The organism is Deinococcus metallilatus, assembly GCF_004758605.1.
Lineage (GTDB): Bacteria > Deinococcota > Deinococci > Deinococcales > Deinococcaceae > Deinococcus > Deinococcus metallilatus.
This window is the reverse complement of record NZ_CP038510.1, coordinates 147,738-170,142: the sequence shown is the minus strand read 5'-3', so window position 1 is coordinate 170,142 and position 22,405 is coordinate 147,738. Positions and strand designations below refer to the sequence as shown.

General features: G+C 67.1%; 21 protein-coding genes. 13 read left to right on the top strand and 8 right to left on the bottom strand.

Features of this window, described 5'->3' with window-relative positions; genetic code table 11:
• Positions 1-190: 190 nt before the first annotated feature.
• The 10 genes from E5F05_RS00770 (at position 191) to E5F05_RS00730 (ending at position 8,734) form a co-directional block, all read left to right on the top strand.
• A complete protein-coding gene (locus E5F05_RS00770; protein ID WP_129117142.1) occupies positions 191-928 on the top strand; it encodes an SRPBCC family protein in 738 nt (245 codons plus the stop codon).
• Positions 929-966: 38 nt separating this feature from the next.
• A complete protein-coding gene (locus E5F05_RS00765; protein WP_129117141.1) occupies positions 967-2,136 on the top strand; it encodes a zinc-dependent alcohol dehydrogenase in 1,170 nt (389 codons plus the stop codon).
• A 33-nt stretch (positions 2,137-2,169) separates the two neighbouring features.
• On the top strand, positions 2,170-2,469 hold the full coding sequence (locus E5F05_RS00760) for a putative quinol monooxygenase (protein WP_129117140.1): 300 nt from the start codon (positions 2,170-2,172) through the stop codon (positions 2,467-2,469).
• A gap of 95 nt (positions 2,470-2,564) precedes the next feature.
• Positions 2,565-3,707, top strand: a complete 1,143-nt coding sequence (locus E5F05_RS00755) for a glutathione-independent formaldehyde dehydrogenase (RefSeq protein ID WP_129117139.1) — start codon at positions 2,565-2,567, stop codon at positions 3,705-3,707.
• 82 nt (positions 3,708-3,789) lie between these two features.
• A complete protein-coding gene (locus E5F05_RS00750) occupies positions 3,790-4,902 on the top strand; it encodes an L-dopachrome tautomerase-related protein (RefSeq protein ID WP_129117138.1) in 1,113 nt (370 codons plus the stop codon).
• Between the two features lie 330 nt (positions 4,903-5,232).
• Positions 5,233-6,456 carry a low temperature requirement protein A gene (locus E5F05_RS00745; protein ID WP_129117137.1) on the top strand — a complete coding sequence of 408 codons (1,224 nt, stop codon included), beginning with the start codon at positions 5,233-5,235 and terminating at the stop codon, positions 6,454-6,456.
• 701 nt (positions 6,457-7,157) lie between these two features.
• Positions 7,158-7,544: a helix-turn-helix domain-containing protein gene (locus tag E5F05_RS00740; RefSeq protein WP_129117136.1), complete on the top strand. Its 387-nt coding sequence runs from the start codon at positions 7,158-7,160 to the stop codon at positions 7,542-7,544.
• Positions 7,453-7,896 carry a VapC50 family PIN domain-containing toxin gene (locus E5F05_RS22135; RefSeq protein ID WP_483400384.1) on the top strand — a complete coding sequence of 148 codons (444 nt, stop codon included), beginning with the start codon at positions 7,453-7,455 and terminating at the stop codon, positions 7,894-7,896. Before E5F05_RS00740 ends, E5F05_RS22135 begins: the two co-directional genes overlap by 92 nt.
• Positions 7,884-8,441: a ParA family protein gene (locus E5F05_RS00735; RefSeq protein WP_129117135.1), complete on the top strand. Its 558-nt coding sequence runs from the start codon at positions 7,884-7,886 to the stop codon at positions 8,439-8,441. Before E5F05_RS22135 ends, E5F05_RS00735 begins: the two co-directional genes overlap by 13 nt.
• Complete coding sequence (locus E5F05_RS00730; RefSeq protein WP_241687015.1) at positions 8,438-8,734, top strand: hypothetical protein; 297 nt, start codon at positions 8,438-8,440, stop codon at positions 8,732-8,734. Before E5F05_RS00735 ends, E5F05_RS00730 begins: the two co-directional genes overlap by 4 nt.
• A gap of 180 nt (positions 8,735-8,914) precedes the next feature.
• Here the strand turns inward: E5F05_RS00730 and E5F05_RS00725 are convergent, their stop codons facing one another.
• From E5F05_RS00725 to E5F05_RS00690, 8 genes are read right to left on the bottom strand one after another with little or no spacing between them, the layout of a single operon-like run.
• Complete coding sequence (locus tag E5F05_RS00725) at positions 8,915-9,856, bottom strand: succinylglutamate desuccinylase/aspartoacylase family protein (protein ID WP_129117134.1); 942 nt, start codon at positions 9,854-9,856, stop codon at positions 8,915-8,917.
• Positions 9,857-9,872: 16 nt separating this feature from the next.
• Positions 9,873-11,264, bottom strand: coding sequence for a dipeptidase (locus tag E5F05_RS00720; RefSeq protein WP_129117133.1), 1,392 nt, complete (start codon positions 11,262-11,264; stop codon positions 9,873-9,875).
• Positions 11,264-12,028: an SDR family NAD(P)-dependent oxidoreductase gene (locus tag E5F05_RS00715; protein ID WP_129117132.1), complete on the bottom strand. Its 765-nt coding sequence runs from the start codon at positions 12,026-12,028 to the stop codon at positions 11,264-11,266. The genes E5F05_RS00720 and E5F05_RS00715 overlap by 1 nt, the downstream gene beginning before the upstream one ends.
• Positions 12,025-13,053, bottom strand: coding sequence for a ketopantoate reductase family protein (locus E5F05_RS00710; RefSeq protein ID WP_129117131.1), 1,029 nt, complete (start codon positions 13,051-13,053; stop codon positions 12,025-12,027). Before E5F05_RS00710 ends, E5F05_RS00715 begins: the two co-directional genes overlap by 4 nt.
• On the bottom strand, positions 13,050-13,784 hold the full coding sequence (locus E5F05_RS00705; protein WP_129117130.1) for a creatininase family protein: 735 nt from the start codon (positions 13,782-13,784) through the stop codon (positions 13,050-13,052). Before E5F05_RS00705 ends, E5F05_RS00710 begins: the two co-directional genes overlap by 4 nt.
• Before the next feature lie 9 nt (positions 13,785-13,793).
• On the bottom strand, positions 13,794-14,651 hold the full coding sequence (locus tag E5F05_RS00700) for an ABC transporter permease (RefSeq protein WP_129117129.1): 858 nt from the start codon (positions 14,649-14,651) through the stop codon (positions 13,794-13,796).
• Positions 14,648-15,652, bottom strand: coding sequence for an ABC transporter permease (locus E5F05_RS00695; protein WP_129117128.1), 1,005 nt, complete (start codon positions 15,650-15,652; stop codon positions 14,648-14,650). The genes E5F05_RS00700 and E5F05_RS00695 overlap by 4 nt, the downstream gene beginning before the upstream one ends.
• 23 nt (positions 15,653-15,675) lie before the next feature.
• Positions 15,676-17,238: an ABC transporter substrate-binding protein gene (locus E5F05_RS00690; RefSeq protein WP_164973279.1), complete on the bottom strand. Its 1,563-nt coding sequence runs from the start codon at positions 17,236-17,238 to the stop codon at positions 15,676-15,678.
• Positions 17,239-17,503: 265 nt separating this feature from the next.
• Here E5F05_RS00690 and E5F05_RS00685 point away from each other — a divergent pair, with 265 nt between their 5' ends.
• The 3 genes from E5F05_RS00685 (at position 17,504) to E5F05_RS00675 (ending at position 22,230) form a co-directional block, all read left to right on the top strand.
• Positions 17,504-18,532, top strand: a complete 1,029-nt coding sequence (locus E5F05_RS00685; protein WP_129117126.1) for a GntR family transcriptional regulator — start codon at positions 17,504-17,506, stop codon at positions 18,530-18,532.
• 151 nt (positions 18,533-18,683) lie between these two features.
• Positions 18,684-20,951: a xanthine dehydrogenase family protein molybdopterin-binding subunit gene (locus tag E5F05_RS00680; protein WP_129117125.1), complete on the top strand. Its 2,268-nt coding sequence runs from the start codon at positions 18,684-18,686 to the stop codon at positions 20,949-20,951.
• A gap of 187 nt (positions 20,952-21,138) precedes the next feature.
• A complete protein-coding gene (locus tag E5F05_RS00675; RefSeq protein WP_129117124.1) occupies positions 21,139-22,230 on the top strand; it encodes a transposase in 1,092 nt (363 codons plus the stop codon).
• Positions 22,231-22,405 lie beyond the last annotated feature (175 nt).

Sequence of the window (22,405 nt, the reverse complement as noted above, 5' to 3'; positions counted from 1 at the left end):
GAACTAGGGGTCATGAGGCCTGCATCTCCTCCTTCGCCAGCCTAGAACTCAGGTTCGTTCAGGAATGACCGACCACAGGGGGTGACCTTCCCATACCGGTTCGGGCGACCACACAGAAATCAGGGTGCGGTGCGAGACCAACGATGCGAGTTCCCCTCGTGCACGGGTGAGTCATCACAGAGGAGGCGGTATGGACGCGGGAAGCCCATTGGGAGGACCGGCCACGAGCGGGATTGCTGACGCGCTCAAGGGGACGCTTTCGCGGGGAGCAGGCAAGGCGAGTCAGGAGCAGCGCCGGGTCACCCTGATCCTCGGTGGGGTCTTACTGACGCTCGGCCTGCGGCGCATCTCGTTCGGCGGCGTGGCGCTGGCGCTCGCGGGCGGCGCCCTGCTGTACCGAGAACTGGCCAGGCGGTCCGGTCAAGCTGGGGCGGAAACCAACATGGCCGAGGTGGCGCGCTCCATCACCATCGGCAAGTCCGCCGACGAGCTGCACCGCTTCTGGCGCGAGGGGGGATACCTGCCCCGCGTCATGGGGCACTTCGCCGAGATCACCGAGACGGACATGGATCAGGCGCACTGGACGGTGCGCGTTCCCGGTGGGCGCAGCCTGTCCTGGGACACCCAGGTCGTGGAAAGCCGCCCCGGAGAACTGGTGCGCTGGCAGTCGCTGCCGGGCGCGGACCTGCCCAACTGGGGCGAGATGCGCCTGCGTCCCGCGCCGGGCGACCGCGGCACCGAGGTCACGTTGCGCCTGCACTTCCAGCCACCCGGCGGCACGCTCGGCGCAGCGGTGGCCAGGGCATTGAACGGTTTGGTGCCGAGCCTGCTGGTGGGAGACGCCCTGCGCCGCTTCAAGAGCCTGGCCGAGACGGGTGAGATTCCCACGCTGGACCGCAACCCCTCAGCCCGGGCGAGCACCGCCTGACTTTCGCCCCGCCGCGACGAGACCAAGGAGAACCCCCTATGCGAGCACTGTGCTGGGAAGGCGTGAACGACCTGCGCGTCCAGACCGTCCCCGACCCCGTCATCGTCAACCCGCACGACGTCATTTTGCGCATCACCATGTCCACCACCTGCGGCTCGGACCTGCACTTCATCGACGGGTACGTGCCGAGCATGTTGCCCGGCGACGTGATCGGCCACGAGTTCATGGGCGTCGTCGAGGACGTCGGACCCGAGGTGAAGAAAGTCAAGAAGGGCGACCGGGTGGTCGTGCCGTCCTTCGTCGCCTGCGGGGACTGCTGGTACTGCCAGCACGACCTGTACTCGCTGTGCGACAACACCAATCCCAACGCCGAGTTGCAGGCCCCGCTGCTCGGCTATCCAACGGGAGCGTGTTTCGGGTACACCCACGCTTTCGGGGGTTACGCCGGATCGCACGCGCAGTACATGCGGGTGCCGCACGCCGACGTGGGCTGCTTTCAGGTTCCCGAGGGGCTGCGCGACGAGCAGGTCCTGTTTTTATCCGACGCCGCCCCCACCGGCTACATGGGAGCCGACTTCTGTGACATCAAGCCGGGCGACATCGTGGCGGTGTGGGGCTGCGGCGGGGTGGGGCTGATGGCGCAGCAGAGCGCCTTTTTGCTCGGGGCCGAGCGGGTCATTGCCATCGACCGCTTCCCGGAGCGGTTGAAGATGGCGCGCGACCATATCGGCTCGGAAACCATCAATTACGTCGAAACGCCCGACGTGCTCGCCGTCCTCCACGAGATGACCGGGGGGCGCGGCCCCGACGCCTGCATCGACGCGGTGGGGATGGAGGCGTACGGCACCGGGCCTGGCTACCTGTACGACAAGGCCAAGCAGACGCTGCGCCTCGTGACCGACCGGGGGCAGGCGCTGAGGCAGGCCATCATGGCGGTCCGCAAGGGCGGCACACTTTCCATCCTGGGCGTGTACGGCGTGATGGACAAGTTCCCTATCGGGGTGCTCATGAACAAGGGCGTGACGGTACGCACCGCCCAGCAGCACGGCCAGCACTACCTGCCCAGACTGTTGGAGCACGCGGTGAAGGGCGAACTCGATCCTTCCTATCTCGCCACGCACCGCTTCTCGCTGGAGGACGGGCCGCGCGCGTACGCCATGTTCAAGAACAAGGAGGACGGCATCGTGCGCGCTGTCTTCACCCCCTGACGGTCGGCAAGAGGCTGAGAAAGGAGGGGGGACATGGTGACCCTGGGACTGCTCATCCGGCTGGAGGCCAAGCCTGGAAAAGAGGCGGACGTCGAGAACTTGCTGAAGGGAGGGCTGCCGCTGGTTCAGCAGGAACCGGCGACGACCGCCTGGTTCGGAATCCGCCTGGGACCTTCGACCTTCGGCATCTTCGACGTGTTTCCCGACGAGTCGGGCCGGGAAGCGCACCTGTCGGGCCGCGTCGCAGCGGCACTCAAGGAGAACGCCGAACTGTTCGCGCGGGCACCCGACATCGAGAAGATTGATGTCATGGCGGCCAAGCTCCCCGGTTAGAGGAGGCCCCGAAGAGGAACAGACGGGACAGCGAGCGGTCGGCAGCCTGTTCAACGGCACCAAAGGGACGTGTCCCCTGGAGCAGGAGGAACACCATGAAAGCAGTCGTCTACAACGGTCCCCGCGATGTGGCGGTGAAGAACGTCCCGGATGCTCAGATTCAGCGTCCCACCGACGTCCTGGTCAGGATCACCAGCACCAACATCTGCGGCAGCGACCTCCACATGTACGAGGGCCGCACCGATTTCGAGAAGGGCAGCATCTTCGGTCACGAGAACTTTGGCGAAGTGATCGAGGTCGGCGAGGCGGTCGACCGGGTGAAGGTCGGGGACCTGGTGGTCTTGCCCTTCAACATCGGCTGCGGCTTTTGCAAGAACTGCGAGAGGGGCCTGAGTGCCTTCTGCCTCACGACCGCCAACCCTGGCATGGCCGGTGCGGCCTACGGCTTTGCCGACATGGGGCCTTACCCGGGCGGGCAGGCCGAACTCCTGCGGGTGCCCTACGGGGACTACAACTGCCTGCTGCTCCCCCCGGACGCCCGGGAAAAGGAGGCCGACTACGTGATGCTGGCCGACATCTTCCCGACCGGCTGGCACGCGACCCGGCTGGCGGGGCTGTGCCCCGGCGAGTCGGTCGTGGTCTACGGCGCCGGTCCCGTGGGCCTGATGGCGGCCTACTCCGCCATGCTTCAGGGTGCCTGCATGGTGATGGTGGTGGACCACCACGCCGACCGGCTGCGGCTCGCCGAGAGCATCGGGGCCATCGCCATCGACGACTCACAGGTGAACCCGGTGGACCGGGTGATGGAACTGACCAACGGGATCGGGGCGGACCGGGGCTGCGAGTGCGTGGGGTATCAGTGCCACGACTATCACGGCAAGGAAATTCCCGGGTTGACCATGAACAACCTGGTGAAATCGGTGAAGTTCACCGGGGGGATCGGCGCGGTGGGTGTCTTCGAGCCGCTGGACCCGGGCGGGGCCACCCAGCTCGCCAAACACGGCGAGATTCCTTTCGACTGGGGAATGTTGTGGTTCCGGGGGCAGCATGTGGGCACCGGGCAGTGCAACGTCAAGGCGTACAACCGCCAGTTGCGCGACCTGATCGCGGTGGGCCGGGCCGAACCGTCCTTCATCGTCTCGCACAATCTGGCGCTGGACGAGGCGCCCGACGCCTACAAGAACTTCGACGAGCGCAACGACGGCTGGACCAAGGTGATCCTCCACCCCACCACCTGACTTCAGGCAGAACGTGGGGGCAGCAGAGGAGTTATGCTGCCCCCGCCTCCGATCACCTGTGTCTTCTCATCAGGAGAGCACCATGAACGATCAGGCGCAAAACCTGCCCACCGACGAACCCGTCGGAACGCTGGAGGTGGTGGCGACCTTTGGCGGTGCGATGCTCACGGGCGTGACGGTGTCCCACACGGGGCGCATCTTCATCAACTTTCCCAAGTGGGGCGACGACGTGCAATTCACGGTCGCCGAATTGCGGGACGGCCAACCGGTGGCCTACCCGGATCAGGCGACGAACGACACCCATCCGAATGATCCTGCCGCCGCCCTGGTGTCGGTGCAGAGTGTCGTGGTCGATCCGGCTGACCGGCTGTGGATTCTCGACACCGGCAGTCCGATGTTCCAGCCCACGCAGTACGGAGGGCCGAAGCTCCTCTGCGTGGACCTGGCGACGGATCAGGTGGTCCGGACGATCCTCTTTCCACAGGACGTGGCCCTGCCCACCTCGTACCTCAACGACGTGCGCTTCGACCTGAGGCGCGGTGAGGCGGGGATGGCCTTTATCACCGACTCGGCGCAACAGGGACCCAACGGCCTGATCGTGGTGGACCTCGACAGCGGTGAGAGCTGGCGGAAGTTGCATGACGATCCCTCCACCAAGGCGCAGGACCTGCAAGATTTCCTCCCCATCGTCGAGGGACGGCCTTTTCTGGAACGCAAGGACGGAGAGGTCAAGCAGGGTGCGGGGATGGGATCGGACGGCATCGCCATCTCGGCCGACGGCTCACGCCTGTACTACTGCCCGCTCGGCAGTCGGCGGCTTTATAGCGTGAGCACCGATGCCCTGGCGGACCGTTCTCTGGAGGACCAGGCGGTCGCCGCCGCCGTCCGGGACGAAGGGGATCGGGGCGGGGCCTCGGACGGGCTGGAGTCCGACGCGGACGGGTACATCTACTCCGGGAACTACGAACACAACGCCATCCTGCGGCGCAAGGAAGGGGGCGTGTGGGAGACCGTCGTTCACGACCCACGCCTGCTGTGGCCCGATACCATGTCCGTGGCGAATGATGGCTACCTCTACGTGACCGCCAATCAACTCCACCGTCAGGCGCGTTATCACGGCGGGCAGGACTTGCGCCGCAAGCCCTACAGCCTCTTCCGGATCAGGATTGACGCCCAGCCCGTCCTGTTACGGTGATGGACCAACGGTTGCGTCAGACGGAACTGCTGGTCTGCCGGGCCAGGGCGCGGTCCTCAGCGACGCGGGCACCCGCCTCCTGACGGGCAGCAGCAAGCAGCAGCGCTTCCCTGCTGCTGTGCCAGACCATCGTGATGGCGGACCACGCGGTCGATGCCCAGGAGCTGGCAAGCTGCACCAGCAACGGATCGAGTCCACCTCCACGTCCCTCTCGGAGAGCAGGCCGGTCGAGTGAGCTCACTGCCTCCCCCGGGGGCCGGGGAGGGAACCATGCCCGGTCCGGACCTGAACGACCTGCGCCCCGACCGGCCGAGGTGAGATGTGGACAGGATGCCAGGCAGCACCAACGAGTTGGGGGACGAGACGGCCTCGGGCACCTGGCGGAGTCCCGACCGGCCGCTCTTTGAACCCCCGCGCCTGCGGACCGGCGAGCAGGGGGAGCGCAAGACGACGTGGATGGAGCTGTTCTTCGACCTCGTCTTCGTGGTGGCGGTGGACCAGGTGGCGCGGCGGCTGGAAGGGGGCGTCACGGGAAGCGCCGTCCTGGGCTTCCTGGTCCTGGCGGTCCCGGTCTGGTGGGCCTGGGTCGGCTACGTCTACTACGTGGACCGCTTCGGCACCGATGACCTGAGTGACCGCCTGATCACGCTGGTCCAGATGGGGCTGGCGCTGACGCTCGCCCTGCGGGCACAGGACGCCCTGGGGCCGGGGGCTGCCGGGTTTGCGCTCGCCTACGGGGGGTTCCGGCTGATCCTGGCCCTCGGTTACGCCAACGCGGCGCGGGCGGCCCCCGAGGCGCGGGTGCCCGCCTCACGCTTCGCGCTGGGCTACGGCCTCGCGGCGCTGCTGTGGCTGGTCTCGGCGCTGGTGCCCGCGCCTGCCCGCTTCTGGCTGTGGGGCGTCGCCTTCCTGGTGGATGTCGGCACCCCGCTGGTGCTGGCGCGCTGGAACGTCCGCTTCCCACCCAACACCGGGCACCTGCAGGAGCGCTTCGGCAACTTCACGCTGATCGTCCTGGGCGAGAGCGCCGTGGGGGTGGTGGAGGGACTCCGCCAGCAGACCCAGGGACCGGCGGAGGGGGTCGCGGCCCTGGCGCTGCTGCTGGCCTTCGCGCTGTGGTGGGTGTACTTCGAGACGTCGGACGGTGCGGCGGTTCAGGCCGTCAGGGAGGGCCGCACCGCGCCCTACAACATCTGGCTGTACGCCCACCTGCCCTTCACGGTGGGCATCGGGGCCGGGGCGATGGGCGTCACGCACGCCATCCGCGAGGCCACGCAACCGGCCCTGCCCGACCCGTCGCGCTGGCTGCTGGCGGGGGCCACCGCGCTGTGCTTCGCGGCGCTCGCCGCCATCAACTGGGCTTACCTGGCCTCGGGCAGCCGCTGGGATGGCCCGCAGGTGGGCTGGAACCTCCTTGCGGCGGGGCTGGCGCTGGGAATCGGGGCCTTCGCGGGCGGCCTGCCCGCCCTCGGCGTGATGGGGCTGCTCACGGCGGCGAGCCTGCTGCCGGTCGGGTTGGATCTCGGGCGCCGCGCCCGTCGCCAGGGCGGATGAGGGCCACGGACCGGGGCTGAGCCGGTCCCCCGACCACGGACGAGCTGTCAGAGCAGGCCACCAGATTTGGGCGTGCAAGCGTCACTGCGACCGTTCGCTGAAGCATCCTTGGTGGGATCGCCAGCCCATCGTCGCAACGTGTGCCTCGACCTGATGCGGCCCTGGTCAGGGTGACGCGGGTGCGGCTGCCGGTCGTGTGGCTCTGGTTCAGGATCGTCGGGACGAGTCCTAAACCCCCGGGCCACCCACGGTGGTGGAGGGGAGACGGAGCGACCATTGGCCTGCCGATAGGGCAGGTCACCGTGGCTAAGGTTGCGCAAACGGGTGTTTGTGCAACCTTGACGTACGATCAGGGCCAACTCGTGTTGTGACCCCTATGGGCGAAATACCATGCCCGGATTGCCCCCATCCGGGGGGTCATGGCCTTCCCGCAGAACTTGCACTGCCACGTCTGCGCCAGGATGTCCTGCCGTGAACGCTTGGCGCGCAGGTAGGGCATGTCCAGGGTCCGCGGTTCATGCCCCTCCTTGATCAGCAGAGCAGAGATCATCGGGACACCAGAAGAATGTCGGGGATCGGCACAGCCAGACGATAAACACTGCTCGGCCTCCCCGCTGCCTCAAATGAAGAGTAAGGAAATCTTTCTTTCAAGCTTGTTTCGTTCGTTTCGCCCACTCGATAAGATCTGAACTGGAGGTGCCATGACGACGTCCTTTTTCCCCACACCTGCCGACACTCAGGCGGCCCAACAGCAACTGGAACGGTTCAACCGGCAACCTGACTTTCTTCTCCCGCGTCTCGCCGGGCTGATGACCGAACTCCTCTCGCAGCTCGCAGCTGGGAAAGCGGTGCAGATCACGGCTCTGGAATCTGAGATCACCACTCAGCAGGCCGCCGATCTTCTGAAGGTCAGTCGACCATACGTCGTCAAGTTGCTTGAGGCCGGGGAACTCCCGCACCGAAAAGTGGGGCCACGCCGCCGACTTCGTCTGGACGATGTCCTCGCGTATAAAGGGCGCCTGGACACCCAGCGGCTGGCAGCTTTACAGGTCCTCGCGGCTGACCTCCAGGAGATGGGACTGGATTGATACCAAGCGTGGCCCTGCTGGACGCGCGTGTCCCCCCTTCCCTGAGTCGGAAGCTGCTGATGCACTGCGCGACGGCTGTGATGTCCTGGTAAATCTGAAAAGCATTTTTCCGCTGAGGGGTGGAGGGGAAGTCCTCACACCAGATGAGCTGCTCTGTCACCTGCTGGACAGCGGCCCTATGGGGACGTGTGAAGCCCCCCAACAGCGACGTTGCAGTCTCCGCCGCCCGCCCTCTGGCCCAGCGCCACTGCTGGCCCGCTTTCAACGGATAGGCCTCAAGAAGTTGATCCCTTGTCCGTTGCAACCCCTTCCTTTCATTCTTTCTTGTAAGCTTTCTGTATGGCAGAAGTAATTTCGGTCCTTTCCCGTAAAGGGGGCGTCGGGAAGACCGTAACGGCGCTCTACACGGCCGCTCTCCTTAAGAGGCAGGAGCGTGACGTGGCGGTGCTCGATAAGGACCCTGAAGGCAGCGCTGGAGCCTGGGCAAGGGCGGCGGGTGACCTGCCCTTTCCCATCTATCCCGACGGGAAGGCAGCGCAGGCCATGAAGCATGACTGGGTGGTAGTGGATACCCCACCCAATGATCCGAGAGCGCTGGGAGACGCCGCCCGCATCGCCAGACGTGTGATCGTCGTGGCCAAGTGCAATGCCCTGGAAGCAGACCGCCTGATTCCTACTCTTGACGCCCTGGCGGCCTCCGGCTTCAGCGGACCTTGGGGCATCTTGCTGACCCAGGCGCGCGGGGGGCTGGGCCGGGAGATGCAACTTGCGTTGGAAGAAGAGGAGCTGCCGGTGTACGGCGTCATCCCGCACCTCGTGAAGTACGAGCAGGCCTTCGGCACCTTGCCGGAGGACCTCTCCGAGTACCGTGTGGCCCTCGCGGAGGTGCTCAGGTGACCGGTCGCAAGAAAGGCGTGAGTATCGGCGCGGCTATGAAGCGACGGATGAACGCCGAGGGGCACCTCCCCGTGGACAGCGAATCGGAGGCCGCACCGGTCCGGGAGGCCGACACTCCGGTGCTTCCGGAGATCACCAAGGCCCCGGAGGAGGACCCGCTGGAATCATTCAACACGCGCTTGCCGCGCAGTTTGCAACGGCGTCTGAAGATCCATGTAGCTCTGGAAGGGAAGAAGATCCAAGACGTCCTCTCCATCGCGCTGGACGAGTATCTAAAAAAGCATAACCACTGACTTTCTTTCTACATGGAGTAGACGCTGCGACAGCGGAAGAGGTATGCCAGAGTCAGGTGCAAGGTGACGGGGAAGATGGTGTTGAGGTTGCCCCCTTGGTCGGTCCGGCCCGTCCGATTTCTTCTTCGTCATGCCCCATAACCTGTCCGACCTTCCTTTGGCCTGAACGTGGACCGGGAGTCAAGGACACGCCGCGGCAGTCTGGGCACCGATTCCAACAAGCGGGTCCCCCTCGTTCATGGCGAGGCTGGACACGCAGAACAACACCACCCCACTGGCGGGTGCGGGGTACGTCTCCAGTTCCCGACCCAGCAAATCACGCAGAATGCCCACCGTCTCGCCCCGCCCGACCTGCTGCCCCGCCCGGACAGCTGGGGACCACAGGCCAGAGGCAGAAGCCCGCAACCAAGCGAAGGTGTCATACTCCGCGACCGCCTGGCGTTCAGGCGACGTTTCGCCGAGCATTCCCAGGTGCGCCATCACGCGCCGCCCGCCGTCCACCAGAAGCTGTACGTCGCGCGCCTCCCACTGGCCCTGCCCACCCGCTTCGGCGATGATGGCGGGAACCCCATGCGTGCGGCTCACCTCGTAAGACATGCCGGAACTGTCACTCGCCACCAGATGCGGCAGGCCGAAGGCGAGGGCGAGCTGACGGGACGGCTCGTGCCCCCGCGCGTAGATGCTGAAGGGTTCGAGGGCTTCGACCAGATCACCGCCGTGCAGGTCAAGGTAGGCGTCGGCGTGAGTGAGGTACGTTTCGTGCAGCCAGTACGCCAGCCGTTCGGCGTAGGTGCCGCCCTGCCGTCCGGGGAACATGCGGTTGAGGTTCCTGCCGTCGATCGGGTTCACATAGATGCTGCGCTGGTAGAACGCATTGGGATTCACGATGGGCAACACGACCAGCGTACCGCGCAGTTCTTCCGCACGGGTACCTGCGAGGCGGTAGGCCGCTTCGATGCTCGCGTACTCGGCGCCGTGGACGCCTGCCGTCACCAGCAGGGTAAGGCCGTCCTCCCGTCCCCGGACGACGATGGCGGGGAGGGCCGTGGTGGGGGTGAGCGGCACGTCGAGCAGGACGCGGCGGGCCGTGCCGGGTTCGGTGCTTTGAATCAGGTCTTGCATGGCTTCACCTGGAAGGTCAGATCGCTGCCGGTTCCTCAAGATGCGCCAGATGGGCGAAGTAGCGTGCCCAGGCGCGTGTCCCCTCGCCGAAGCGTGGGAGCCGGAAAAACTCGTTGGGGGCGTGGATGTTCTCGTCCCCCACCGCGAAGGAGAAGAACACCGTGTCCATCCCCAGCGCCTCGTGGAATGTCTCGCAGATGGGAATGCTGCCGCCCATCCCCACGGTGAGGGGTTCGGTGCCGTACACGTCGCGCTGCGCGGCGCGCGCCACGCGCAGGCCCAGGTGGTCGTCGGGAATGCGGTAGGCGGGAGCGCCGTGATCCGAGAGGTGCAGGTCGAGCGTCACGCCGGGCGGACAGTGAGTATGCAGGTGGGCGGCGACCTTGTCCCGCACGGCCTGTGGGTCCTGCCCGGGCACCAGACGGCAGGTGATCTTCGCGTGCGCCTCGCTGGGGAGGACGGTCTTGCTGCCCTCCCCCGTGTAGCCGCCCCACAGGCCATTGACCTCCAGGGTGGGCCGCCGCCACTGGCGTTCCAGGGTGGTGTATCCCGGCTCGCCGAAGGGGCCGGGACTGCCGACCTCGCGCAGATAGGCTTCCTCGTCGAAGGGGAGCGCCGCGTAGTCTGCCCGTTCCTTCGGACTGGGGTCGGCCACGCCGTCGTAGAAACCCGCCACCGCCACGCGCCCGTCCGGGTCGTGCAGGGAGGCGATCAGCGCGGAGACCGCGTGCAGGGGGTTCTGGACTGCGCCCCCGTGCCGCCCGGAGTGCAGGTCCTTGGCGGGGCCGCGCAGCGTGAATTCCAGCCCGCACAGGCCGCGTGCACTGACCGTGAGCGTGGGAATGTCCGCCCGCCACATGCCCCCGTCCGCCGACACCACGAAATCGGCCCGCAGTGCGTCCGCGTGCGCCCGCACGAAGGGCGCGAGGCTGGGGCTGCCGATCTCCTCCTCGCCCTCGAACAGGAACTTCACGTTGACGGGCAGGGTCCCCTGCGCCGCGAAATACGCCTCGACCACCTTGATCGGGATCAGCAGGGGGGCCTTGTCGTCCGACACGCCGCGCCCGTACAGGCGTCCGTCCCGTTCGCTCAGCTCGAAGGGGGGAGAATCCCAGCGGTCGAGGGGATCGGGGGGCTGCACGTCGTAGTGGCCGTAGATCAGGATGGTGGGCGCGCCGGGGGCACCGGTCCACTCCGCCGTCACCACCGGATGCCCGGCGGTGTCGTGGACACGGACATCCAGCGGACCAGCGGCGCGGAGTTGCGCGGCGACCCATTCCGCAGCGCGGCGGACATCAGGCGCGTGCCGCGAGTCGGTGCTGACGCTGGGCAGCGCCACGAACTCGCGCAACTCCTCCAGGTGGCGTGCCTCGTGTTGCCGCAAGTAGGCCTCGACCGCTTCCGTCATCACTTCCCCCCGTCGACGCTGAGGACCTGGCCGGTGATCCAGCCCGCGTACTCCGACGCGAAGAACAGGACAGCGGAGGCGATGTCCTCGGGCGTGCCCAGCTTCTTGAGGGCGATCCCCTCCACCAGCTTCCGCTGCCCCGCCTCGCCGTAACTCTCCCACTGCCGCTCGGTGGTGGGATTGCTCCGCACGAAGCCCGGCGCCACGTTGTTCACCGTGATGCCGAAAGGGCCGAGTTCGTGCGCGAGCTGCCGCGTCAGGCCGATCTGCGCGGCCTTCGCGCTCGCGTAGGCCTGGATGCCGGTCAGGCTCACGCCCAGCCCCGCCCCGCTGGAGATGTTGACGATGCGCCCGGAGTGCCGCGCCTTCATCAACGGGGCCACCGCCTGCGCGAAGTAGAACGCACCGTCCACGTTCACGCCGAAGATCGCGTGCCAGTCCTCCTCACTGATCTCTTCGAGCGGGCGGCCCACCTGGCCCAGCACGCCGCCCGCGTTGTTCACCAGCACGTCCACCCGCTCTCCCCCACTCGCCTCCTGCACGAAGGCCTGGATCTGCTCACGGTCGGTCACGTCCACCACGCGGACGTTCAGCGCCGTGCCCTGTTCGCGGGCCTGTTGTTCGGTCAGGGCGAGGCCGTCTCGGTTCACGTCGCAGGCCCAGACGTTCGCGCCGCGTTCGGCAAAGGCGAGGGAGATCGCGCGCCCGAAGCCGTGGGCCGCCCCCGTCACGATCACCGTCTGCCCATCGAAACGGATGTTCACGCCCGGCTCCCCGCCGCCTCGGCGGTTTCGCGCAGCAGGTCCAAGTTTTCGAGGCCCAGGGACCGCCGCCCCGCCTCCAGGTCCCGAACGATCGCCACCAGGCGCGCGGTGATGGGCGTCGGTACCCCCACCTCGCGCCCGGCCCGGACGATACTCTCCTCCTGCACGACCTCGGTGGGCCGCCGCCGGACCGCCAGGTCACGCCAGATACCGCTGTGGGTCTTGGCCGAGCGGCGGTTGAAAGCGACCAGATCGTCCAGGGACCGCGCGGCCTGCTCGTCGCTGGCCCCCGGCAGGAACGCCGCCGGGTCGAAGCCGTCGAACGCCTCGGGCCGGATACCCTGCGCGGCGGCCACCCGCAGCACCTCACGCGCGAGGGCCATGTAGGTGGAACGGTACTCCAGGCGGGCCAGCGCGTCGGCAATGCTGTCGTTCGTGAGGGCCGTGGCGAACAGCAGCGCCCCGTACGCCAGCTTGCTCCACAGGTAGCCCCAGATGTTCGGCGTGGTGATGGCCCGGTCATCGAAGGTCAGGAACAGCCCGTGCAGGTCGTGCAGGCGGGGTGTGTCCTGCCCGTCCAGCTCACCCAACACCACCGCCCCGCGCCCCCCGTAGTGAATCAGGCCGGGGCCGTGGTAATCCGCGCCGAAGTTCACGAAGCAGCCCATCACCCGCGCTTCCCCCAGCTCGCGCGCCAGCACCAACTCGTTCAGGCCGTTCTGCGCCGAGACGACGACGCCGTGGGCCGTGAGGTGCGGCTCCAGTTGCCGCGCCGCCTGCGCGGTGTCCTGCGCCTTGGTGCAGAGGATGACCGTGTCCCAGGTGCCTTGAAGTTCCTCGGGGGTGAAGGCGGGCGCCCGCACGCTGAACTCGTCGATGGGGCCGGTGATCCCCAGGCCGGTGCCCCGGATCGCCTGCACGTGTTCCGGGGCGCGGTCCACCAGGGTCACGTCATGTCCGGCGCGGGTGAAGGAGGCGCCCAGCGTGCCGCCGATCGCCCCCGCGCCCCACACCAGCACCCTCATGCGCGCTCCTGCGCTGCGGCGTCCGGCTGCGGCAGCCAGCCGTGCTGCAACAGGTCGCGGGTTTCCTGCACCGCCGCGTTCCAGAGGGCCTGCATGTCCTCGTCGGGCCGCTGGTACAGCCCGCCGTAATTCCCGTCCCCCAGCGTCTCGCGCAGGCGTGCGGGAGCCAGCAGGCGCAGGCGGTCCAGGTCCGTCATCGGTTTCTGGATGTCCGGGAGCTGCACCCCTGTCAGGCGCGTCCAGGGAAAGTTCTCCATCCAGGACGCATGGGACGCCACCGGGTCGATGCGCTGCACCTCCTGCCAGGCCCGCGGCGCGTTCCACCAGTTGTGGAACAGCACCTGGCAGTCGGGATGCTCGGCGGTCCATTCCGCCACCAAACCCTGCGCGGGGCTGTTGCCCCCGTGCCCGTTCACCAGCAAGAAGCGGCGGAAACCGCTGCGCGCCAGGCTGTCGAGGATGTCCCGCAGCACGCGCAGGTACGTTTCCACCCGCAGGCTGACCGAACCGGGATACGCCGCGAAATAGGGCGTGATGCCGTAGTTCAGGGTGGGAAAGACCGGCACGCCGAGCGGCTCCGCGACCTCCGCCGCCAGCCGCTCAGGCAGGATGTTGTCCACGCACAGGCTCAGGTAGCCGTGCTGCTCGGTGCTGCCCAGCGGGATTACGGCGCGGTCGTCGCGCTCCAGATAGGCTTCGAGCTGCATCCAGTTCATTTCACAGACACGCATGAGACTCCTCTAACGGCGGCGGGGGTCGAGCTGGTCGCGCAGGGCGTCTCCTAGCAGGTTGAAGCCCAGCACGACGAGCAGGATGGCGAGGCCGGGAAAGGTGGCGATCCACCAGGCGGTCAGGAAGTAACTCTGCCCGTCCGCCAGGATCGCCCCCCAGTCGGGGGTGGGAGGCTGCGCGCCCAGGCCCAGGAAGGACAGGGCCGCCGTCTCGACGATCACCGTCCCGGCCTGGAGGGTGGCGAGGACCACCAGCGCGATCACGCTGTTGGGCAGGACGTGCCGCAGCATCACGCGCGCGTCGTTCGCGCCCAGCGCCCGCGCCGACTGCACGTACTCCAGTTCGCGCACCGAGAGCACCTGCCCGCGAATCAGCCGGGCGTACTGCGGCGTGTACACGATCCCGATGGCGATCATGGCATTGAGCAGGCTCGGCCCCAGCCCCGCCACGATGATCAGCGCGAGCAGCAGGTATGGGAAAGCCAGCAGCACGTCCATCACCCGCATCAGCACGCTGTCCACCCAGCCACGGTAGTACCCAGCCAGCAGTCCCAGGAAGCCTCCCAGGACCAGGGCCAGGCCGTCCGCGACCAGCACGGCGAGCAGGGCAGTTCGCGCCCCGTAGATCACGCGGCTGAGCAGGTCGCGGCCATACTGGTCGGTGCCCAGCCAGTGCTGAGGACTGGGCGGCATGGTGGGCCGCAGGAAGTCCTGCTGAATGGGGTCGTAGGGTGCCACCAGCGGCGCGGCGACGGCCAGGAACAGGAACAGCAGCACCAGCGCGGCACCGAGCACCACCGTGGGGCGGCGTAACCACTTGCGCAGCCACGTGCGCCGCGTTGCCGCCGGTGGGGTCAAGGTGGTCATTGGTACTGAATCCTCGGGTCGATGAGTCCGTAGGTGAGGTCCACCAGCAGGTTCACCAGGATGAAGATGGTCGCCACGACGAGCGCGGCGGCCTGCACCACGGGGTAGTCGCGGGACAGGATCGACTCGATCATCAGGCGACCCACACCGGGCAGCGCGAAGATCGTCTCGGTGAGAAAGGCACCGGAGAGCAGCAGCCCGAGTTGCAGCCCGATCACGGTCACCACCGGAATCAGCGCGTTGCGCAGGGCGTGCTTGCGGATCACGTCGCGTTCCGGCAGGCCCTTGGCCCGCGCCGTCCGCACGTAGTCGTTGGACAGCACCCCCAGCATCTCCGAGCGGGTGATGCGGGTGATCAGCGCGAGCGGGATCGTCGCGAGCGCGACGGTGGGCAGAATCAGGTGCTGCACGCTGGCCAGCGTGAGGTCCGGGCGGCGCGCCAGCAGACTGTCGAGGATGGTCAGGCCCGTCACGCGCGGCAATTCCGCCCCAATGGGCAGGCTGCCCCCGGTGGGCAACCACCCCAGCAACCCACCGAACACCAGGATCAGCATCAGCGAGAGCCAGAAGATCGGCATGCTGACGCCGACCAGGGACAGGGCCATGATCAGGTTGTCCAGCCACGAGTACGGGCGCCGGGCGGCCAGGACCCCCAGCGGGACCGCCACCAGGACGGCGAGCGCCAGCGCCGCGAAACTGAGTTGCAACGTGGTGGGAAAGGCGCGCAGCACCTCCCCCAGCGCGCTGGTGTTCGTCTTGATGGAGGTGCCGAAGTCCCCGTGCAGCACGCCCCCCAAGAACCTGAGGTACTGCACGGGCAGCGGCTGGTCGAGGCCGATCTGATGCCGCAGGCGGGTGAGCTGCTCGGGCGTGGCCCGCTCCCCCAGCAGCAGCGTCGCCACGTCGCCCGGCAAAACGCGCATCGCGATGAACACCAGCAGGCTCACGCCGAACAGGACGATCAGCAGTTGCACGAGTCGGTTGGCGATGTACCTGGTCATGCCTCACCCGGCCTGGTCCGGCCTCACTTCGTCAGCGAGACGTCCTGCATGTCCAGGAACATCTGCGTGGGATTCAAGGTGAGGCCCTGCACTTCCTTGCGCGCCGCGCGCACCTGCAAGGTGGAGTTGACGAAAATCCACGGCGCATCCTGCATGATCTGGCGTTGCGCCTGCTGGTAGAGCTTCACACGTTGGTTCCGGTCGGTGCTGAACTGCGCCTGCTGGAGCAGGGCGTCCACCTTGGGATTCTTGTAACCGGAGGTATTCCCGACGGGGATGTTGGGCGAGGCGAACAGCTCGTACAGGAAGTTGTCGGGGTCGCCGTTGTCGCCCGACCAGCCGGTGAGGGCCATACCGCCATACTTGCCCGAGCGGACGGTGCTGAGGAACGAGCCGAACTCCATCTGCTTCACGTTCACGTTCACGCCGATCTGTTTGAGGTACCCCTGGATGGCGATGGCGAGTTGCGGCCCGGCAGGATTGTAGCCGCGCGCGGTGTTGTAAGCGAGGAGTTCAGCAGTGAAGCCGTTGGGGTAGCCAGCGGCGGTGAGCAATTGCTTGGCCTTTTGCGGGTCGTACGGATATCCCTTCAGGCTCGGGTCGAACCCCCACTGCGCTTCTGGCAGGGGCGAGGTGAGGGTCTTGGCAAGGCCCTGGTACAGCGTGCGGTTCAGGGCGTCCTTGTCGATGGCGTAGTTCAGGGCCTGGCGCACCCGCACGTCACTGAAGGGCTTCACATTGAAGGGCAGGCTGACGCCGCTGATAGTGAGACCGGGCTGCGTCAGGAGCCGCAGGTTCGGGTCGGCGCGGATGGCCGGGATGGTCTGGTTGCTGACGTCCGCGAGAATCTGCACCTCCCCGCGTTTCAGGGCCAGGACCGCCGCCTGCGGATCGGGAATCACCTTGAAGATGAGGCGGTCCACCTTGGGCTTGCCCCCCCAGTAGTTGGGGTTGGCAGCGAGGGTGACGTGATCGCCCCGCACCCACTCCTTGAAGACGAAGGGGCCGGTGCCGACCGGGTTGTTGCGGAAGTCCTTGCCGAACTTTGCGGCGGCCGCAGGACTCACGACCCCGTTCCAGACCATCGCCAGACTGGTGAGGAACGGGGCGAACGGCTTCTTGAGCTTGAACTGGACGGTGTAGGGGCCGGTGGCTTGGTAACTGTCCATGGGACCGTACGTGAAGTCGATGTAACTCTCGACGGGGCCGGTGTTGTAGATGTAGGCGGAATCGTTCTTCTTGAAGAGGCGGTCCAGGCTTTTCACGAAGGTCTGCGCGTTGAAGGGCGTGCCGTCCTGGAAGGTGACCCCCTTCCGCAGGGTGAAGGTATACGTCTTGCCGTCGGGGGAAATCTTCCAGCTCTGCGCGAGTCCAGGCTCCACCTCGACGGTGCCGCGTTTGTACTTCACCAGGCTGTCGTACACCGTCGACATGACGAAGCCCGAGGTGTTGTTGAGGATCGCCTCTGGATCGAAGCCGGTGGGATCGGACTGAATGCCGATCACCAGGGTGGTTTGTGCCTGTGCGCTGATCGCGCCGAACGCGGTGAGGGCCAGGGCCGACGTGAGAAGCCTTCCGTGTTTCATATCCGCCTCCTCGTGAGGGTCAGGGATGAACGGCAGGTGCTGGCACGGCATACGGTTTCAGCCGCCCAGCGGATTCGCGGGCACCAACAGGTCGTGCAGAAGCGGGTTCTGCGGGCAGCATAGCCCCTGTAACAGGGTGTGTCAATTTCCACGTCTTCCGTTCGCTTGGGCGAGCAGCTCTCTGAGCGGCACAGCCAAACCTGCTGGATGAGACGGGTTAAAGCATGGAGGAAGCGAGACTATCTGTTACACTCACTTGTAACAGATGGTTGCCGTTCCTCCCCTGTTCAGCCGCGACTTCCGGATCAACCGGAGTACGTCGATCCCGATTGGCCTCCAGATCAAGGGGCGGGTCGAGTACGGCATTGCCTGCGGCGACTTCCCTCCGGGGACGCGCCTTCCCACTGTGCGTGATCTGGCGCACGAACTGGGGGTTTCTCCTGTCACCGTGTCCCAGGTGTACCGACAGTTGCAGGAAGAAGGGCTGATTTCATCCCAACCGGGCCGGGGAACCTTCGTGAACGAGTTGCCCGCCGCGTACCCGGCCCCGGGGCAGCTCGCGCACCTTGACGGGTTGATCGACCGGATCATTGCGGAGGCCATCCACGTCGGCTTCGATCAGCAGCAACTGCTCAAGCGCATCTCCGCCAGGCCGTATACCCTGCCCTCCGCAGGTGTCCGGGTGATGTTCATCGGGCGCTTTCAGGACGCCACGGAAGATTACGTGCGCTTCCTGCAAACACTCACGCCGTCCTCCACGCAGTGGACCGCGACCACCTTGCAGGAGTTTGAGACAGTGCTGGCACAGGCACCCGCGCCTGATCTGATTGTGACGCTGCCGAACCTGGTGCTGGACCTGCGCCAGCAGGTGGGGGAGGCACCCCCCATCACCGACATGCTCTTCATCCCGAGTGAAACGACCCGCATCGCCCTCGCGGCCCTCGACCCGCGCGCGCAGGTGGTCGCCGTGTCCACCCTGCCGGAGTTCATCACGACCCTGCGTGCTGGCATCGAGCGCTTCGCGCCGCACGTGCCGGACGTGACCTACATCCTGCATGACGCCCCTCAGCTCGCGGAGCTGGTCGCGACGGCCGACGCCGTCGTGTATGCCACGGGGTCGGGCAAAGTCCGCGATCTGACCCCCTCCAGAACGAAGGTCTTCGAGTACCGCTACGCGCCTGACCCACTGTACTTCGAGCAGCACGTGTTGCCTTCTCTCCGAGCGATCCAGGCGAAGAAGCAGCAGGACGCCCGCGAGGAGCCCACCGGCCTGAACGGAGAAACCACCGAGTAAGCGTCTGAAGGCACGCGGCCGGGTTCGCTGGGAACGTCGGCGTATCGTGAGGGGCAGGGGTCGATGCCTCACCCCGTTTTCTCCTCAACAGCGAACGACCAGCGGATGGACGTGAACGGCAAACCGCACTCAGGGACGACTGGAGGTCCGCGTGCAGGATACGACCCACCTCGGCAAACGGCGCAAGATCATCGACGGCCTCGAGAAGGTCACGGGAAATGCTCGCTACGCTGCCGACCTCACCCTCGCGGGCATGGTCCACGCACGCCCCGTGCTCTCGCCCTACCCGCATGCACGCTTGCGCGGCATCGACGCCCGCGCCGCGCTCGACCTGCCCGGCGTGGTCGCCGTGCTGACCGGACATGACCTCAACCCCGGCCACGCCCCGCACTCGCGCTCCAGCATGCTCCTCGCCCTCGACGAGGTCGTCTTCGCCGGGCAGCCCGTCGCGGTCGTCGTCGCCACGAGCGAGGCGGGGGCCGAGGACGCCGCCGGGCGGCTCGAGATCGACTACGAGGTGCTGGAGAGCGTCGACGACGCCGCGCAGGCGATGACGGACGAGCTGCACGTCTGGCCGCAGGGCGTGCCGCGCGCCGGGACGGGCATGGCGAGCCTGCACGGCGGCGAGGCTGGGGGGCAGGGCAGCGAGAACCTCTCCAACATTGACGAGCGCCGGGTCTTTGAACGCGGCGACGTCCGCCGCGCGCTCGAAGGCGCACACGTCGTGATCGACCGCCGCTACACGAACGCCCGGGTCCACCAGTCCTACCTCGAACCACACGCGGTCGTCGCGCAACCCGGCGCGCGCCCCGGTGAAGTCACCGTCTATACCAGCACCCAGGGGCAGTACACCGTGCGCAGCGAGGTTGCGGGCACGCTCGGCCTGCGCGAGCGTGACGTGCATGTCGAACCCATGACTGTCGGGGGCGGCTTCGGCGCGAAGTACGGCATCCTCGACGCGCTCGTGGCCGCCGTCTCGCTGCACCTGCGCCGCCCGGTGCGTCTGGTGCTCTCGCGCTCCGAGGACATGCTCACCACCATGCCCACGCCTGAGACGGCCATACGTGTCCGCCTGGGCGCCGATGCTGCGGGCCGCCTGGTGGCGCTCGACGTGCAGGCCGTGATCGAGAACGGCGTGTTCCGCTTCGGGCACGCGGGCATCATCGCCACGGTCATCGGTGGCATGTACCGCTGCGAGAATGTGCGGATCGAGACGCTGGAGGTGCTCACGCACCGTGCCCCGGTCGGCGCGTACCGGGCACCCGGCGTGCCGCAGGCGCTCTTCGCGCTCGAATCGAGCGTCGACGAACTCGCGCGCACCCTCGGGCAAGACCCGCTCGACCTCCGCCTCCTCAACGCCGCCCAGACAGGCGACCCGACCGGCACCGGCTTCCCCTGGCCGGACATCGGCCTCAAGGCCTGCCTGGAGCGGGCGCGCGAGCACCCGATCTGGCGCTCGCGCGGTCAGCGCCCCGGTGAGGGCGTGGGCCTGGCGCTCGGCGGCTGGCCGGGCGGGTTCTCGCCTGCCGGGGCGGTCTGCCGCGTGGAAGCGGACGGCACGGTCCGCCTGCATGTCGGCAGCGTCGATATCAGCGGCGTCCACAGCTCGATGGTCCTGATCGCCGCCGAGACGCTCGGCGTGGACCCGGACGCCGTCGAGATCGTGCAGGGCACCACGGACAGCGGTCCCTACGCGCCTGCCTCGGGAGGATCGCAGGTCACGATCAGCCTCTCGGGCGCGGTGCTCGATGCGAGCAGGCAGGTGCGCGATCAGCTGCTCGACCTCGCCGCCTCACACTTCGAGGCGCACCGCGAGGATGTCGAGCTCGTGGAAGGCCACGCACGCGTCAAGGGGTTGCCGGGAAAGTCCGTCACGCTCGGGCAGCTCGCGCAGCTCGGCCAACGCCTTCCCGGTGGTCCCGGCCCGGTCGTGGCCGAGGGACGCGCGGCTATCAAGGCGGGTGCGCCGGGCTTTACCGTGCAGCTCGTGCACGTGCACGTCGACCCGGACACCGGGCAGGTCACGCCGCTGGAGGCCGTCTCGATCCAGGATGTCGGCTTCGCGCTCAACCCCCTGCTCGTCGAGGGCCAGATGCACGGCGGCACCGGGCAGGGCCTCAGCATCGGCCTGTACGAGGGCCTGCACTTCGCGGGCGGTAGCCTCGTCAACGCGAATTTCCTTGATTACGCCTTTCCGCGCGCCACCGACCTGCCGCCGATTGAGGCGGTCATCGTCGAGCGGCCCTCAGAGCACGGTCCCTTCGGGGCGCGGATCGTCGGTGAGCCCCCGATCACGGCGGGCGCGGCTGCCGTCGCCAACGCGATCCGCGACGCGGCCGGGGTGCGCGTGACCGAGTTGCCCGTCACGTCTGAGGCCCTGTGGCGGCTTATGCAGGGCCGGGCCAGCCACCGGCCTTGAGCCTGGCATGGCCCCGCAGACAGCATTCCACCTCGCCGCGCTGAACTGGAGCCGTAGCCTGCCGTGGAGAGAGAGCACTTCTCTCGCCTGTTTCCATGGATTCAGAAACCAACCTCCAAAGCGCAAGCCTCAGAACTTGCACCTGAAGAGGTAGCGAAAAAGCGCTCCCAGACGCGAGAAAGAGGGTGTGTGGAACCTCAAGCTTCGCGGGGAGCGCGCCTCTATTCTGGCAGACGCGCTCCTGGCTGTCCCCAGCAGCTCCTATCAGCAGCGCAGCCTGAAGGCGGCGCTGGGGCTCTTCCTCGACCTGAAGACGAAAAAGGCGCTGCACCGGGCTCACACAGTCAGCGCCAGTGCCCTGAGTCGCCTGCTGAATGTGTACGAATGGGACACGGCGGCTTGCTGGGCGACCCTGGTCCAGGCCCAATGGGAGGCCCTGCTCCTTGCGGCACGGCGCAAACATCATCCTCGCTTGCGGCTGTGCGTGGACCTGACCAGCGTCCCGAAGACGGGACGCGAGCTGCCCTTCGTCCGCGTCTACAACGAGGTCTACGGTCTTCATCTGGTGGTGCTGTACGCGGTGTACGGAGACCTCAAGTTCCCCGTGGGGTACCGGGTGTACCGGGGGAAGGGAACCCCTTCCCCCGTCCGGCTTGCCCTGGACCTCCTGTCCACTGTTCCGCCTGAGGTGAGCCGCCGCTTTGACGTCTGGGTGCTGGCGGACAGCGGCTTTGAGTCGGCGGCGTTCCTCCAAGGGGTGCGGGACCTGAGCTTCGAGTTCGTCGTTGGGGTCCGTTCGACTCGACGCACCGACCATCCTGGATACGTGACCGTGCAGGACTGCCAGCACGGCAGTTGGGTGAACCTCGCCAACTGGCCCTGGGAAACACTCACCCTGGCCCGGGTTGACCGTGGGGAGCGGACCTTTTTCTCGGTCGCCTCCCAACTGCTCCCGGGCGACTGTGTCGCCCGGGAGGGGGGTCGGCGTTGGGCCATCGAATCCTTTTTCAAAGAAGCCAAGCACGGCTTCGGACTGAACCGCTTTGCCTTGCGGACCGCTCAAGGCCTCGACCGCTGGGTGCTGCTGGTCTTCGCGGCCTTCACCCTGGCAATGCTCTGCCGCGCCGACACGCTGTCACTGGAACAAGCGGCGGAGGTCGCCGCCCGGGTAGCCCTACCCCTGCTGGTGGTGCAGCGACTCACTGCACCACTCTGGCAGGAGGAAGAATTCCTGCGCCAGCACGGCTATTCACTCACCCTATCCAGGTGCAAGACTTGAGTCCTATCTTCGAGGCTTATCCCCATCTACGCCATAACGGGTCACCCCTGACGGCCTGACAGAAAGGCCATGCTCCTGGCTTCCCGGTGGGCCAGCATGGCGTGTGTGGCTGGGCGGCCTCTTCACCCTGCTGGTGGTGGGTGTGACGGCGTACCTCGCTCCGGAGCTGCGGGCG

Bases quoted from the DNA above. Each gene is read 5' to 3' on its own strand.
- E5F05_RS00770 (WP_129117142.1), top strand. From the start codon at position 191: ATGGACGCGGGAAGCCCATTGGGAGGACCGGCCACGAGCGGGATTGCT.
- E5F05_RS00765 (WP_129117141.1), top strand. From the start codon at position 967: ATGCGAGCACTGTGCTGGGAAGGCGTGAACGACCTGCGCGTCCAGACC.
- E5F05_RS00760 (WP_129117140.1), top strand. From the start codon at position 2,170: ATGGTGACCCTGGGACTGCTCATCCGGCTGGAGGCCAAGCCTGGAAAA.
- E5F05_RS00755 (WP_129117139.1), top strand. From the start codon at position 2,565: ATGAAAGCAGTCGTCTACAACGGTCCCCGCGATGTGGCGGTGAAGAAC.
- E5F05_RS00750 (WP_129117138.1), top strand. From the start codon at position 3,790: ATGAACGATCAGGCGCAAAACCTGCCCACCGACGAACCCGTCGGAACG.
- E5F05_RS00745 (WP_129117137.1), top strand. From the start codon at position 5,233: ATGCCAGGCAGCACCAACGAGTTGGGGGACGAGACGGCCTCGGGCACC.
- E5F05_RS00740 (WP_129117136.1), top strand. From the start codon at position 7,158: ATGACGACGTCCTTTTTCCCCACACCTGCCGACACTCAGGCGGCCCAA.
- E5F05_RS22135 (WP_483400384.1), top strand. From the start codon at position 7,453: ATGTCCTCGCGTATAAAGGGCGCCTGGACACCCAGCGGCTGGCAGCTT.
- E5F05_RS00735 (WP_129117135.1), top strand. From the start codon at position 7,884: ATGGCAGAAGTAATTTCGGTCCTTTCCCGTAAAGGGGGCGTCGGGAAG.
- E5F05_RS00725 (WP_129117134.1), bottom strand. From the start codon at position 9,856: ATGCAAGACCTGATTCAAAGCACCGAACCCGGCACGGCCCGCCGCGTC.
- E5F05_RS00720 (WP_129117133.1), bottom strand. From the start codon at position 11,264: ATGACGGAAGCGGTCGAGGCCTACTTGCGGCAACACGAGGCACGCCAC.
- E5F05_RS00710 (WP_129117131.1), bottom strand. From the start codon at position 13,053: ATGAGGGTGCTGGTGTGGGGCGCGGGGGCGATCGGCGGCACGCTGGGC.
- E5F05_RS00705 (WP_129117130.1), bottom strand. From the start codon at position 13,784: ATGCGTGTCTGTGAAATGAACTGGATGCAGCTCGAAGCCTATCTGGAG.
- E5F05_RS00700 (WP_129117129.1), bottom strand. From the start codon at position 14,651: ATGACCACCTTGACCCCACCGGCGGCAACGCGGCGCACGTGGCTGCGC.
- E5F05_RS00695 (WP_129117128.1), bottom strand. From the start codon at position 15,652: ATGACCAGGTACATCGCCAACCGACTCGTGCAACTGCTGATCGTCCTG.
- E5F05_RS00690 (WP_164973279.1), bottom strand. From the start codon at position 17,238: ATGAAACACGGAAGGCTTCTCACGTCGGCCCTGGCCCTCACCGCGTTC.
- E5F05_RS00685 (WP_129117126.1), top strand. From the start codon at position 17,504: ATGGTTGCCGTTCCTCCCCTGTTCAGCCGCGACTTCCGGATCAACCGG.